Origin of the sequence: Paenibacillus sp. AR247, assembly GCF_002968895.1 — a bacterium.
GTDB lineage: Bacteria > Bacillota > Bacilli > Paenibacillales > Paenibacillaceae > Paenibacillus_AQ > Paenibacillus_AQ favisporus.
Genome location: NZ_PCZT01000011.1, coordinates 65,128 through 77,900 on the forward strand (window position 1 = coordinate 65,128; position 12,773 = coordinate 77,900).

At 55.0% G+C, this 12,773-nt stretch carries 13 protein-coding genes and 1 pseudogene; 2 read left to right on the forward strand and 12 right to left on the reverse strand.

All coding sequences use genetic code 11. The features are described from left to right. Both CPT76_RS20985 and CPT76_RS20990 read right to left on the reverse strand, forming a co-directional pair. On the reverse strand, positions 1 to 889 hold an 889-nt coding region (locus CPT76_RS20985; RefSeq protein WP_105444344.1), incomplete at its 3' end, for an ABC transporter permease. A gap of 333 nt (positions 890 to 1,222) precedes the next feature. Then, the gene (locus tag CPT76_RS20990) at positions 1,223 to 1,477 is read right to left on the reverse strand and encodes a hypothetical protein (protein ID WP_105444345.1); all 255 of its coding nucleotides are present in this window, start codon (positions 1,475 to 1,477) and stop codon (positions 1,223 to 1,225) included. 299 nt (positions 1,478 to 1,776) lie between these two features. Here CPT76_RS20990 and CPT76_RS20995 point away from each other — a divergent pair, with 299 nt between their 5' ends. After that, positions 1,777 to 2,163, forward strand: coding sequence for a WGxxGxxG-CTERM domain-containing protein (locus CPT76_RS20995; protein WP_181152984.1), 387 nt, complete (start codon positions 1,777 to 1,779; stop codon positions 2,161 to 2,163). A 137-nt stretch (positions 2,164 to 2,300) separates the two neighbouring features. On the opposite strand, the gene CPT76_RS21000 is transcribed toward CPT76_RS20995, so the two are convergent. Together CPT76_RS21000 and CPT76_RS21005 are read right to left on the reverse strand one after the other, a co-directional pair. After that, positions 2,301 to 3,455 (reverse strand): carboxypeptidase-like regulatory domain-containing protein, encoded by a 1,155-nt coding sequence (locus CPT76_RS21000; protein WP_105444347.1) that lies wholly within the window; start codon positions 3,453 to 3,455, stop codon positions 2,301 to 2,303. Positions 3,456 to 3,531: 76 nt separating this feature from the next. Further along, on the reverse strand, positions 3,532 to 5,268 hold the full coding sequence (locus CPT76_RS21005) for a pyrroloquinoline quinone-dependent dehydrogenase (RefSeq protein ID WP_105444348.1): 1,737 nt from the start codon (positions 5,266 to 5,268) through the stop codon (positions 3,532 to 3,534). A 222-nt stretch (positions 5,269 to 5,490) separates the two neighbouring features. On the opposite strand from CPT76_RS21005, the gene CPT76_RS21010 reads away from it, so the two are divergent. Next, positions 5,491 to 5,889, forward strand: coding sequence for a cupredoxin domain-containing protein (locus CPT76_RS21010; protein ID WP_105444349.1), 399 nt, complete (start codon positions 5,491 to 5,493; stop codon positions 5,887 to 5,889). A gap of 82 nt (positions 5,890 to 5,971) precedes the next feature. Here the strand turns inward: CPT76_RS21010 and CPT76_RS21015 are convergent, their stop codons facing one another. The 8 genes and pseudogenes from CPT76_RS21015 to CPT76_RS21045 form a co-directional block, all read right to left on the reverse strand. Next, the gene (locus tag CPT76_RS21015; protein ID WP_105444350.1) at positions 5,972 to 6,928 is read right to left on the reverse strand and encodes a dipeptidase; all 957 of its coding nucleotides are present in this window, start codon (positions 6,926 to 6,928) and stop codon (positions 5,972 to 5,974) included. Next, positions 6,915 to 8,060 carry a pyrroloquinoline quinone biosynthesis protein PqqE gene (gene pqqE / locus CPT76_RS21020; protein WP_105444351.1) on the reverse strand — a complete coding sequence of 382 codons (1,146 nt, stop codon included), beginning with the start codon at positions 8,058 to 8,060 and terminating at the stop codon, positions 6,915 to 6,917. Before pqqE ends, CPT76_RS21015 begins: the two co-directional genes overlap by 14 nt. After that, on the reverse strand, positions 8,051 to 8,329 hold the full coding sequence (pqqD, locus tag CPT76_RS21025) for a pyrroloquinoline quinone biosynthesis peptide chaperone PqqD (protein WP_105444352.1): 279 nt from the start codon (positions 8,327 to 8,329) through the stop codon (positions 8,051 to 8,053). The genes pqqE and pqqD overlap by 10 nt, the downstream gene beginning before the upstream one ends. Further along, on the reverse strand, positions 8,326 to 9,036 hold the full coding sequence (gene pqqC / locus CPT76_RS21030) for a pyrroloquinoline-quinone synthase PqqC (protein ID WP_105444353.1): 711 nt from the start codon (positions 9,034 to 9,036) through the stop codon (positions 8,326 to 8,328). Before pqqC ends, pqqD begins: the two co-directional genes overlap by 4 nt. A gap of 1 nt (position 9,037) precedes the next feature. After that, positions 9,038 to 9,961: a pyrroloquinoline quinone biosynthesis protein PqqB gene (gene pqqB, locus CPT76_RS21035; protein ID WP_105444393.1), complete on the reverse strand. Its 924-nt coding sequence runs from the start codon at positions 9,959 to 9,961 to the stop codon at positions 9,038 to 9,040. A gap of 51 nt (positions 9,962 to 10,012) precedes the next feature. Then, positions 10,013 to 10,117, reverse strand: a complete 105-nt coding sequence (gene pqqA, locus CPT76_RS42220; protein WP_076175873.1) for a pyrroloquinoline quinone precursor peptide PqqA — start codon at positions 10,115 to 10,117, stop codon at positions 10,013 to 10,015. Positions 10,118 to 10,314: 197 nt separating this feature from the next. Then, positions 10,315 to 12,007: pseudogene (locus CPT76_RS21040) on the reverse strand (extracellular solute-binding protein). 106 nt (positions 12,008 to 12,113) lie between these two features. Beyond that, on the reverse strand, positions 12,114 to 12,773 hold a 660-nt coding region (locus CPT76_RS21045), incomplete at its 5' end, for a helix-turn-helix transcriptional regulator (protein WP_146116378.1).

Here is a 12,773-nt window from a genome sequence, read left to right on the forward strand (position 1 = left end):
TCCGGTAGTTCGCCAGCTTATAGGCCAGCCGGTACGAAATGAGGATCAGGATCATCGATATGACCGACTTGAACAGACCGATCGCCGTGCCAAGCCCCATCTCTCCGTTCAGAATCGCGGTACGGTACACGAACGTGTCGATGATATCCCCTTTCTGGTACACAAGCGGATTGTACAGGTTGAAAATTTGGTCAAAGCCCGCATTCAAAATGTTGCCCAGCGCCAGCGTTCCGACGACCACTGCGATCGGCAGCATGGACGGAATCGTAATATGGAGCGTCTGCTTCCAGCGGGTTGCCCCGTCTACCTCCGCCGCTTCGTAAAGAGACGGATTCACGTTCGCGAGCGCAGCCAGGAATACGATCGTGCCGAAGCCGAACTCCTTCCATACGTCCGAGGCGATGACAGTAAACCGGAACCAGTTGTTATCGCCAAGGAAAAAGATCGGCTGGATGCCGAACCAGGAGCTCAGGATGCGGTTCAGAAACCCGCCGTCCGTGGACAGAAAATCCAGCAGAATGCCGCCCAGAATGACCCATGACAAAAAGTGGGGCAAATAGACCAGCGTCTGCACGAAACGCTTGAAGAACGCCCTGCGCACCTCGTTGAGAAGCAGCGCAAACGTAAACGGCGCCAGCAGGTTCAACACGATCTTGAACGCGGAAATGATCAGCGTATTCCAGATCACCTCCATACTGTCCTGCCGTTCAAACAGCATACGGAAGTTGTCCAGTCCAACCCACTCGGAGTGGGTGAAGCCGAGCCAGGGCTTAAAATTTTGAAAGGCCATGACGATCCCCGCCATCGGCACATAGCTGAAAATGACCAGAAACACCAGCGCCGGCAGCAGCATGACGTGCAGCGGCCAGGTTCTTTTTAGACGGTTCATAAAAGGTCGTTCCCCCTCTTGGAATGCCAATTTCTCTTTTGGTACCGTCATTATAGCAACCGCCCAAATGTCGTCGTAGCTCATAAAACCAACATAAATGGCACTATTGCAACCAATTGCAGGCATGGATCCGCGAAGGGCTTGTCCCCCTGCCTGCCTTCTTCCGCCGACGAGGGAATTTATGAAGCCTGGCATGCCAGACACAAAAAACCGGCGAAAATCAAATGATTGATTTTCACCGGTTTCCAGGCGACCGACTCTTCCATTGGAACGATACCGATACAGCGGAGTTACAGCGTATTGTGAACCTGTGTTTCCCGCTCATCCAATCTATTATCGGGACTCCAGGCTGGCCGGGCTGTTGGCATGCGCCGCCTCGCCATCGGTGCCGGCTTCCTGCGCTTCGCGCTGATTGAACATTCTGCCGATTTTCCAGCCGATGCCTATATTCAAAACCGCCATCGCTCCAAATAAAACCACATCACCCCAGGGCTCCGGCAGCAGCAGATCGGCAAGCAGCCACCCTCCGGTCATGGCAGCCCCCATCACTGCGCCCTTTACGGACGACCTTAAATTCATTTTTCCCATTCGACACACTCCCCCGCCTGTTTCCTTATAACCTGAATCGACAAGCAATAGGCCTGCACGCCAAAGTTCTTTGTTTCCTGCCTTTTTTGATATATATGTCGTGGACAAAATCGAATATTCCCGTATAACCGTTAAAAAGCCCCTGGCTCCCCATCTGTATAAGCTCACCTCTTCCGTGACACAATAACGTAAGTTTAAAAACATACTCCGAAGGAAGGTGGCCTCAATGAGACAACAGTTAAGAATCGGTGTATTGATTGCAGGCATGTCTTTGATGCTGGCTGCTCCGGCCTTTGCTTATGGGGCGGCTGGAACGGCGCAAGACGGCGGAAATGGCGGCATGGGCACAGGTATGGGCATGGGGGACCCTCGGAACCGAATCCACCGGTGGTTCGCATTACCGGGTGAACAATGTCGGAACGACATCCCATTACCATGTCAGCGTATATGGCACTGGAACAGGCAGCCAATACTTGAATACGAATTACGGAACGAACAACACCGGCCGGATGGGAACAAACAACTACACCGGATCCAATACGAATATGCTGACTGACAATAACAGAATCCGGACGAACGCGGCGACGGACAGAAACCGCGGCGGAGGCTGGGGCTGGCTCGGACTGCTGGGTCTGATCGGATTAGCCGGTATGCGCAAAGGAAACCCGGAACGAGACCGCGGTTAGTTTGCCCTAAATGCATGGTCAGCCATCATAAAAATCCCTGACTTACTTAAAATGTAGGTCAGGGATTTTTGGTGCTTCGATTCCCGGTCGATCAATCAACAGCACATTCTATTGTGTATCGCTATCTAAATGGCTATCTAAATGGCTGTAGAGTGAGCCGGACGTTCATCATATTTAAACGGAATATGCTTCGGGTCTTCAGCGGCAGGCTGAACAAAACCGGCCGGAAGGGTATCGCCCCAAGTTAAGCGCCCCTCGACGAATTTGGACATCCGGGTCTCGAAAAAGGCCGGCCGCTGCTTCCACACCTTTTTGGCAACGGTCACGGTAAATTCCCCTCGCTTGTTCGGAATGGTGACGGAATAAGGGACATCCTTGGGCAAACTCAGTCCGACCAGCACTCCGGTGTACATCGCGCCAGACGATGTCTGGCTCACCAGATACGGAGGATGATCCGTGATGACCGTACCCTCTTCCGGCAGTGTGATGTCGATCTCCACGCTGGTGTTCTCGGGCATCTTGAACACTCTGCCTTCAGGAAGCGTGTATCTCTTGGTGCCGATCGTGACCGACAGATTTGTTTCTTCATCCTCGGGCCAATAGAAAATGGAATATCTGCCATCCTGATCGGTCGGCGTCGATTTCCCGAAGCCTTCGCCTTGATCCCGGTCGAACCAGACCACCGCATTCTCGATCGGTCTGCCTTTCGCGTCTTTGACAACCCCGCCCATCCGGTATTTATCTACTTGAAAATAAGATACGACGTCACCGCTGCTGGCGATGGCCCGTCCGTGAACCTGGACCTTGGACGCATCCTCGGGATCGTCTTCCACCTTCAGCACCTCAATCGGATAATTTACGCTGAGCATGGCCGAAGCAGTAAGAAGCCGCTTCGACATCTCCGGCGTTAGATGTTTCCCGGATACTGTGGCGTCCTTAAGGGAAGCGATACTGATCTTGGTCTCAGCCAGGAGGCTCTGGTCAACGGTCAGGGTGAACGATCCGTCCTTCCCTGTGGGAACGTCAATTTGGCTCTGGCTCGTATCCACCGTGGCGCCGGCCACAGGCTGATTGTCGAGGAGCAGCCTGCCGTGAACGGAGGTCATATGGGACCCGTCCGACTTCCACTGCTTAAGCCGCAAGGACGGCGAATCAACCGTCAGCTGTACGCCATGGTCCGCCGCTTGCGCCGATGCCGGAGCCTCCGAGGATACCGGCTTCGAGGGCATCCCGGCACATCCGGCAAGACACACCGTCATGATCAAAATGGACAGTCGCTGCAAATACCACATGGATTCGATTCCTCCCCTTTACTTGTGCGCAAATAAACAGGGGCAAAGCCATAGGCTCTGCCCCGCTTCATGAACCTTATTTTTTCTGGTGAGCGTTCGTGTCTTCCGCCGTACCCGCTTTGCCTTGGGTTTTGTCGCCGCCAATTCCGAACACGAACACTTTCGGTTTGGGACCGCCGGATGTAAAAGCCATATATTGTTTGTCGTCGACGACGAAAATCGCCGGCGCTGCTTGAATGCTGCTCCCCGTCGTCTGGAAGGTCCAGATGACCTTGCCGTTTTTAATATCCAGGGCGTTGATCTTCCCGTCGAGCTCGCCGTAGAAAGCCAGTCCCGTCGTCGTGCTCGTAAAGCCTCCGCGCATCGGATCCTTCGTCTTGATTTGGTAGGCTTTTTCACCGGTATTCACGTCCATCGCGGTGATGGTGCCGAACGGTACATCATTCGCTGGCGCCGAGGTCGTCGTACCGAACGCGGCCGCTCCGGGCATGTCCGGTGTCGAGGCTTCCGTCTGGCTTTTCGCAGACTTGATGACGGCCCCCTGTTCCACGCCCGGAATCAGCACATAATTTGTTGCGGGATCATACGTTTCGGGAGCATAGTTCTCGCCTCCGAGCACGCCCGGATACACGGTAACACCCTCCGGTGTCGGCTTCGGATGATCAATCTTGGCAAAAGGAACCCCGTCCCAAACGACAGCGCCGGTCTTGGCGTCCCATGCATACCATTGTCCCGACTTCCCGCCCTGCACGACGATTTTTTGCTGCTTGCCTTTGACGGTGGCATTCAGGATCATTGGCGAAGCTGCAGCGTCATAATCCCAGAGGTCATGGCTGATTTCCTGCTTCGCCCAGATCAGCTTGCCCGTAGCGGCGTCGACGGCGACCACCGAGTCCGTGTGCGGATTGTCTCCCGGCCGGGACTCGCCGTAAAAGTCAGGCGCCGGGTTGCCCACGGCAAAGTACATGATTCCTGTCTCCTCATCGATGGCCGGCGGATTCCATACCGCGCCTCCGCCCTGGAATTTGCTGTTGGCGAGCCAGTCCTGGCCTTTAGGCGGGACCGTGTAGAAAGGAGAAGCCCAGGCAGGCGACAGATCGCTTGCTTTATAGGCGTTGACAAACCCGCGGATGCCGTTGTCCCCGCCGCTGCTGCCGATATAAATGTTGCCTTTGTAATACACGGGTGCGGTCGTTTCGTAGTAACCGTTCTCCAGCGTCACGCCTTTGATGGACTCGGAGATCGGCACCATTTTGATCAGCTTGCCGGTCTTCTGGTCCAGGGATACAATCTGATTGTCGACCGTCAGCATGAACACTTTACCTTCCCCAACAGCGACGCCGCGGTTGGCAATGATCCCCGACTTGCTGAATGTCGCAGCTTGTTCTGCGGACGGCTTCCAGTGCCAGATTTGACTGCCGGTCGCGCCGTCGAAGGCGAATACCTGATTCCCGGCGGTCGTAATGTACACGATGCCGTCGACGAACACCGGATAGCACTGATTCCCGTTCTTGACGTCTTTGTCAAGCTCCTTCAGGTCCGCGCTCCAGATCACGCCCAGATCCTTGACGTTGGCCGCGGTCACCTCTTTATAAGGGACATGGCGGGTATTTTTCAGATCAAATCCATAGGTGCCGAAGTTTTTAAAAGAGGTGCCCGTCACTTTTCCCGGCGTCGTGGATGGTTTGTTTTCGTTTGTATTTTGCGCCGGAGCCGGGGTCGCTGCGTTATTGTTCTTATTCGTATTACAGCCGCTTAGAGCTAGGCTTGTACTTAAAAGGGCTGCGCCAATCATCACGTGAGTTTTTCTCATGTTGGAACGATCTCCTCATTTTTTCATTAGAAGCGTTGTAACGTAATATTTCCAGCAAGACCAAAAATCATGCAGAAAAAAATACAGCCCTTCGTACATACACCTGGTTTGCACCCAAGCCGCATTTCCGGCTGATGTCATGCAGGTATAAAAGCGGCTCAAATCGGTCATCTTGAAGGAGAAGAAACACACCACCCAGATTTGCATTCAAGGAGGACGACGATGAAACCGAAATTCCGTTTGATCTTTATGATAGCGCTGCTCTCGATCGTATTGGTATTAAGCGCATGCGGCAAAAGCAATAACGGTACGGCGGCTCCGCCTGCCAACAATACAGCCCCATCCACCGGCGGCGGACAAACCAAAGAAATTACCGTGACGGCGAAAAACTTCGCTTTTGACCCGCCCAATATCGATCTGAAAGCCGGCGACACGGTCAAGCTGACGTTTAAAAACAAGGATGGCGTTCACGGCTTCGAAATTCCTGACCTGAACGTCAATCTGCAGGACGGACAAACGGCCACCTTTACCGTAGACAAGGCTGGGACTTACGATTTCAACTGCTCGATTCAATGCGGCTCAGGCCACGACAATATGACGGGTACGATTACGGTATCCTAAGACCAAACAAAAAAGGAGCCCATTCGAAGATGGAACTCCTTTTTTCGATTTATGGCTCGAGGGAAGCTGCAGGAAGCAGATATTAATTCGCCGCGGGCAGGTGCTTCAAATAAAAACGATACCAGTTGCCGCAGATAAAGCCTTCCACGTCCTCCTCGCTGTAATGCTTTTGCAGTAAATTGACCAGATCATGATATTTCCCCGCATGCTCCAGACCGATGATCTTTTCACGGATACCGTCAAAATCCGAGCCCAGCCCGATATGCCGGCGGCCCCCAAGAGAGCAGATATGGTCGATGTGCGCGAGCAGCCGGTCCATCGTAACCGGTTCCTCCGCATGGACAAAAGGCGGCACAAAGGTGACCCCGATGACTCCGTCCGCCCGGATGATGGAGCCAATCTGCTCATCGCTCAAGTTTCTGCGGCGCGGGCATATTTTGCCGGCATTGGAATGGGAGGCGATGAGCGGCTTCACGGACATCGACGCCAGCTCCCAGAACGCTTTTTCCGAGAGATGGGACACGTCCAGGATCATGCCCAGACGGTTGCATTCCTGAATCAACTGCCGGCCTTTCTCGGTCAATCCCGCTCTCCTGGACTCCATGACGCCGTCCGCCGCCCAATTGGCGTAATTCCAGGTGATGCCGATACTCCGGACGCCCAGATGATGCAGGATCCGCACATAGGCCAGGTTTCCCTGCAGCGCATCGACTCCTTCAAGCGATAGCAGCGCCCCGGTCAAGCCGTTCTTCTCTGTGTCGTTCTTCTCTGTGTATTCGAGGTCCTCCTTGGATCGGATAAAATGGATAGGGCCGCTTGCGAGCACCTTCTCATGAAACAGATCAATGCTCTCCAGCACATAACGAAACTCTCCGGCATACTTCTCAGGCAAATAGACGGCAAAATTCTGGAACCCGATGCCGGACTTTTGCATGCGTTCCAGCGTGACATCCAGCAAATCTTGTTCGTGTACAAAATCCAGCTGCGGATGCTCGAGCAGTTTGCTCAGCACATCGCAGTGGGCGTCAAATATGGTCACCGGTCATTCCTCCGTTCTTCTTGAACCTGCCGCGATAGGAATAAGAAGGCACAGGGCGATGAGGCGCAGTAACGGATGGTTCATCGTGGTCTTGATTGAGGGAAGATAAAATATCGGATATCAGTTCGTGATGAGGCGACCACTGGCAGACAGGATCCGCCTGCCGCGCGTCGCCGGCCAACAGGTAAGCTTGGCAGCGGCATCCGCCGAAATCGCGGAAACGGTGTTCACAGCTCCGGCAGGGCTCCGCCATCCAGTCGAAGCCGCGGAAGCTGTTGAAGGCGGCGGATTCCCGCCATATCCATTCGAGGCTCCGCTCTTTAACGGATTCGAAGGTCAAGGTATGAATGCTGGATGCCGCGGTGCAGGGCAGCACGGTTCCGTCGGGCGTCACCGTCATCGAAATTTCGCCCCACCCGCCCATGCAGGGTTTTGGGAAATCCTCATAGTAATCCGGGAGAACCCAGATCAGTTCAATCTGGCGGTCAAAGCGCGCTTTGGCCCGAAAAAAGGCTTCCTCAGCCGTCGCGAGCTGCACTCTGGTCGGCAGCAGATGCTGGCGGTTAAGCAGCGCCCAGCCGTAGTACTGGGTATTCGCCAGCTCCAGCCGTCCGGCTCCCCATGACACACACATCTCAATGATTTCCTCCACGAGGTGGATATTTTGCCTGTGCAGGACGACGTTCATATGTAAGGGGATCCCCGCCTCCCGGATCAAGGCAGCCGTTTTCTTTTTGAATTCGTGTGCCCGGGAGCCGGCAATCGCATCCGCCAGGCCTGGCTCGGACGCCTGTATGCTGAGCTGCATGCTGTCGACCCCCGCGTCCGCCAGCTGCTGCATGCGTTTCTCTGTCACGCCGACCCCGCTGGTAATGACATTCACAAAAAAGCCCAGCTCACGGGCCTGCCGGATCAACTGGTCCACGTCCGGTCTCATGAGCGGCTCACCGCCTGTCAGGTGAAGCTGCACGACCCCGAGCTCACTGGCTTCCGTGAATACCCTGATCCATTCCTGCGTGCTCAGCTCATGCTCCCTTTTGGCAAGCTCTACCGGATTCGAACAGTAGGCGCAGTGAAGGGGGCACCGGTGGGTAATTTCCGCCGACAGGGCATACGGTATGCTTACGGACACTTTTCGATCCACCCCCGCTCAATGGCTTGCGTGAGAAACTCGAGAACATCCTCCTGCAGATTGGATTGATTGTATTTTGCCTCAAGCTCCCCGATGATTTGGTCAGCCGACCGCGTCCCGTCACACAGCCAAAGGATGGCCCCGGCCGTCGGATTCAGGTTGACGACGCGTTCGGGGAGCAGTAGCATATCGGTTTGCCTGGCTTTATCGAACTTCAGCCGTGCGGGACTTCGCAGCCTGAGCTGCTCCGACGGCCCCCAAGCGATCATCGCTGCGCCTCCGCATCGGGATACGCCAGACTTAGCGCATCCAGAATGGCCCAGAGGACATCGCACTTAAAGTGCAGGGCGGATATGACCTGCTCCTGCTCACCGCGGTCTTTGCATTCGCGCAGAACGAGTTCCAGACCGTGGTCCGCGTCACGCGGTGCCTGATGCAGCCTCGCCTGGAAATACTCCAGTCCTTCCGGACGGATCCATGGATACAGCTGTTCAAACACGGCGATTCGCTGGGAAATTAGGACGGGAGCGAACAATTCCGTCAAAGAGGAAGCTACGGCAATGAGCCACGGCTGCAGGCGGCAGAAGTTCACGTAGGCATCGACCGCAAACCGGACGGCGGGAAGGACATGGCGCTCATCCAGCATCTCCTCTCTCGGAATGCCAACGGCTTCGCCAAGGCGGATCCAGGCTTCGATCCCTCCTTCGCTCCCTTCTGTTCCGTCATGGTCCACAATGCGCTGTATCCAGTGGCGGCGCTCTTCCCTGGAGGGCAGCTTCGAAAGGATGATGGCATCCTTGACAGGAATATTTTTCTGATAATAAAACCGGTTCGCCACCCAAGCCCGAAGCTGCTCGGGACTCAGCTTTCCATCATGCATGCGTACGTGATAAGGATGCTTGTCGTGATAGCGCTGTTCCCCGACCTGGCGCAGCCTCATCGTTAATTCTTCGTTCGAGAGCAAATGCTGGTTCATGTCAGACCTCCAATTCCAAACCGTCGTAACCGACCTCGATCCCCAGCTCCCGAAGGCTGCGATTCTCCGCAGAAGCCTCGTCAAGGATCGGATTGGTATTGTTGATATGGATATAAATTTTTCGCCCGGCCGATATACGGGAAAGGTGCTCCAGGCTTCCACCCTGTCCGGCAATGGGGACATGCCCCATATCGGATGCCACCAATCCGGAAATATCCAGCCGCCGAAGCTCATCCGAATGCCAAAAGGTGCCGTCCACAAGGACGCAGTCGGCTGCTACCAATTGGGTATGAAGCTCGTTCGACCAGGATTCGACACCGGGCGCGTATACAGCAGTCCCTCCGGTCCGCTGGTCTACCATGCGGTAGCCGACGACCCAAGGGGATGAGGACGCCACATCTGTATGGGGATTCCGAAGGACGGACGCATACCTCGGCGGCTTGGAGCCCAGGAAGAACGGATATACCATTACTTTGCCCCCAAATAGTGGAAAAGATTCCTGCGGCCGGACTTTGAGCCACCGGTATGATGCATAGGGCTCCAAGATTTTCCTGACCGGGAAGGCTTCCATCAGGGCGTCCAATACGGGAGCCGTGGCGTAAACGTCGATTGCCGAGGACTCCCTTAAGTGGAGGAGGCCCATCGTATGATCCAGCTCCCCGTCCGTCAGCAGCACGGTTGAAATAGGCGAATGCCGGATCGTGGAGCCCGGAGCAAGCTCGGCATGGGCCTCGATCTGTGCACCGATATCCGGCGTGGCGTTGATGAGAACCCAATCGCTGCCATCATCGCTGACGGCCAGCGAATTATGCAGCCGGGCACGTAATGAGGGATCCTGCATCCGCACGCGGCGGCAGTTCGGACACCCGCAGTTCCACTGCGGGAAACCTCCTCCCGCCGCCGATCCCAGCACCTTCAACAGCATGTTCCTGCCCCCCTCAAAAAAATAGATGCCGGATTGCTCCGGCATGGTTCGTCACTTCTGATACGCGTATGCGGTAACCTCTGCACAAACCTCAATGACTTCAAAATCGGGTTTAACCCACATGCCGCCACCCCCTTTGATGAAATATCCCACCATGCCTGCCAGTAGAGAGCACAAGTCTGTTTAATCATATGTTGTATTTTGGCATTCTATAACACGTAACCATGCGAAGGGGTGTTCTCTTAAGCGATCTCTCCCAAAGTCAAAATTCGCGAGGTTTGCAAATAGGCTTCGCAGATGGAAGCAAAAAAGACGGCATGCCTCAGCATGCCGCTTCCCTTCTATGACGCCGGTTATTGCCCCAGCTTGGAATACCAATCATTCACTTCGTTTGTCATTTGGTCGCCGCCCGAAGACTTCCAGGTCTCGACGAATTTATCAAACGCATCCACGCCTTGCTTGCCGTAGATAATTTCGTTAAAGGTCTGGTTTTCGATTTTATTCAAATAGTCCAGCTTGGATTTCATAGTTGCCGTGGTCGGGCCGGTGTACAGGTTCGGATAAGCGATGTCCTTCTGGGACATCAATACCTTGGCCGCTGCCGGCGTATCCAGACCGTAGTTGAGCTTTACTTCTTTTTCCAGGCGGGTTGTCGCTTCCTTGCCGTCCGCCAGGTTCAGCAGCGCCTTCATCTGCGCGTCCGGAATCCGTGCCCCGTCGCGCACCAGCAGGTAGCGCAGGCTGTTCACGAATCCGCCGGGGAGTGTCCTCATACCGGAGCGGTTTGCCGCTGGCGTCCAGATCGTAATCGTATCCCTTGAAGAGGCCGTTGTCGAACACGCCTCCCGGCTGGGAATTGGCCAAATTGTCGAACATGTAGTTCTGGTAGGTAAAGAACGCTTCCGGATGCTTCATGTCCTTGTTGATCAGCGTCACGCCGTTCGTGAACAGGGTGCCGTGGCGCCCGGCTTTCCCGTCCGGCCCGGCCGGCAGGGCAATCGGCTTCCAGACCGCCGTCTTCACGTTCTTCACCGTGTCGCTCAGCGGCCATCCGCTCATCCAGTAAGGTCCAGGGATGATTCCGGCTTTGCCGGCGACGGCCGGTTCGGACGTCTTGTTCTCATCCCAGAGCGCCGCTTCCTTCGGAATATAGCCTTTGGTGAACCATTCGTTCAGCTTTTGCAGCCCCGGCTTCATGCCCGGGTTGATCGAGCCGTACTCCAGCTTCCCGTCCGCGCCTTTGTTCCACTGCTGCGGGATGGTGCCGTAGGCGCCGAAGATCCAGGACGGATCACCCATCCAGGTATTCATCGTGGTCTTGAATCCGATGCTCAGCGGGATGACCTCGTCCGGCTTCAGGCCGTCCGGATTGTTGTTTTTGAAGGCGTCCATGACCTTCTCCAGCTCATCGATCGTTTTCGGCGCGGCAAGTCCCAGCTTGTCGAGCCAATCCTGGCGGATCCACAGCAAATAATCGTGGTTGTAGGCATAATCGAGCACCGGGATGCCCATTCTTTTGCCATCGCGGATATAGGGGTTCCATACGTTCTTGTCCTGATCCATTGCTTGCTTCCACGTGTCGTTGGCATACTTGTCGAACAGCGCGCCCGTATCCTGGAACATGCCCGAATCGATCAGGTCCTGCGCCAGCTGCGCATCGCCGACGGTGACCACATCCGGCATTTCCTGGCCGGAAGACATCGCCAGCCGGAGCTTGGTTGCAAATGCGCCGTTCGTATCGGTCACTGACCACAGCGATTTGATCTCGATGCCTAGCGTGTCCTTAGCCCACTTGGTAGCCACGTTATTTTCGATCGACTCTCCGTTCTTGAACTTCAGCTCCGGATCGACGCCCCACACCGTGCTAATCGTTACCGGCGGGTCGTATTTGTCTTTATAAGCGTTTTCATTTTCGGCTGCAGCCGGCGGGTTCTGGGCCGAATCCGCAGCAGTTCCTCCTTTGGCCCCCGAGCATCCGGTGAACAGCGCGCTGACCAGCACCAGGCTGCATGCAAGCGTCAATGCCTTTTTCGTATATGCCTTCATGTCGCTCCCCCTTAAATCTATATTTCTTCTACATGTTTCATTATAGAGGTGCCCCAATCGGCGTCCTATGTCATTCTCCGAACATTTCTGCACCTTTTGCAACCTGTTACTGGTCCCGGAATTCGTTTGGATTCAGCCCGTAATGCTTCTTGAACATTTTGCTGAAGTACTGCGGGTTTTGGTATCCGAGCTCGGCGGTAATCTCGTATATTTTTTTGTTCGTCTTCTTCAGCAGATAGAGCGCCCGTTCCATCCGCATCCGGATAATATAATCGCCCAGGCTCTCGCCGGTTTCGGCTTTATAGATTTTGGACAAATAGACCGGATGCAAAAAGACTTTGTCGGCAATCGTCTTCACCGACGTGTCCTGCCCCAAATCGCGGGAGACGAGCTCCTGCACTTGGTGGATAATGTAGCTGCGCGTATATTGATCGCTGGCCGACAACTCCGTCCGGAGCTTGTCCAGCATTCGCAAGGCCCAGCTTCTCAGCTTGTCCAGCGACAGAATCATTCCCTGGTCATGGACCAGGTCAAAGCCCGACTGGTCGACTTGATAGGCAAACTGGCCCTGCTTGTGCACCATATACATGAACGCATTCGTCATCAGCAAATACACCTCGTACAGATGCTCACGGGAGTAGCTCGTCCCTTCCAAATCGGCAAAAACCTCGTCAAGCTTGTTCCGCGCGGCATCCCACTGCTTGGATTCCAGCAGGTGAATCAGCGTCGGCGGCTTGTACAGCGATTCCATCGATTGGACCGGGCT

What these genes read in the sequence shown, in the direction of transcription:
- CPT76_RS21005 (WP_105444348.1), bottom strand. Translation starts at nt 5,268, where the DNA reads ATGAGAAAAACTCACGTGATGATTGGCGCAGCCCTTTTAAGTACAAGC.
- pqqA (WP_076175873.1), bottom strand. Translation starts at nt 10,117, where the DNA reads ATGGTGGGATATTTCATCAAAGGGGGTGGCGGCATGTGGGTTAAACCC.
- CPT76_RS21010 (WP_105444349.1), top strand. Translation starts at nt 5,491, where the DNA reads ATGAAACCGAAATTCCGTTTGATCTTTATGATAGCGCTGCTCTCGATC.
- pqqB (WP_105444393.1), bottom strand. Translation starts at nt 9,961, where the DNA reads ATGCTGTTGAAGGTGCTGGGATCGGCGGCGGGAGGAGGTTTCCCGCAG.
- CPT76_RS21000 (WP_105444347.1), bottom strand. Translation starts at nt 3,455, where the DNA reads ATGTGGTATTTGCAGCGACTGTCCATTTTGATCATGACGGTGTGTCTT.
- pqqC (WP_105444353.1), bottom strand. Translation starts at nt 9,036, where the DNA reads ATGAACCAGCATTTGCTCTCGAACGAAGAATTAACGATGAGGCTGCGC.
- pqqD (WP_105444352.1), bottom strand. Translation starts at nt 8,329, where the DNA reads ATGATCGCTTGGGGGCCGTCGGAGCAGCTCAGGCTGCGAAGTCCCGCA.
- CPT76_RS20990 (WP_105444345.1), bottom strand. Translation starts at nt 1,477, where the DNA reads ATGGGAAAAATGAATTTAAGGTCGTCCGTAAAGGGCGCAGTGATGGGG.
- CPT76_RS20995 (WP_181152984.1), top strand. Translation starts at nt 1,777, where the DNA reads ATGGGGCGGCTGGAACGGCGCAAGACGGCGGAAATGGCGGCATGGGCA.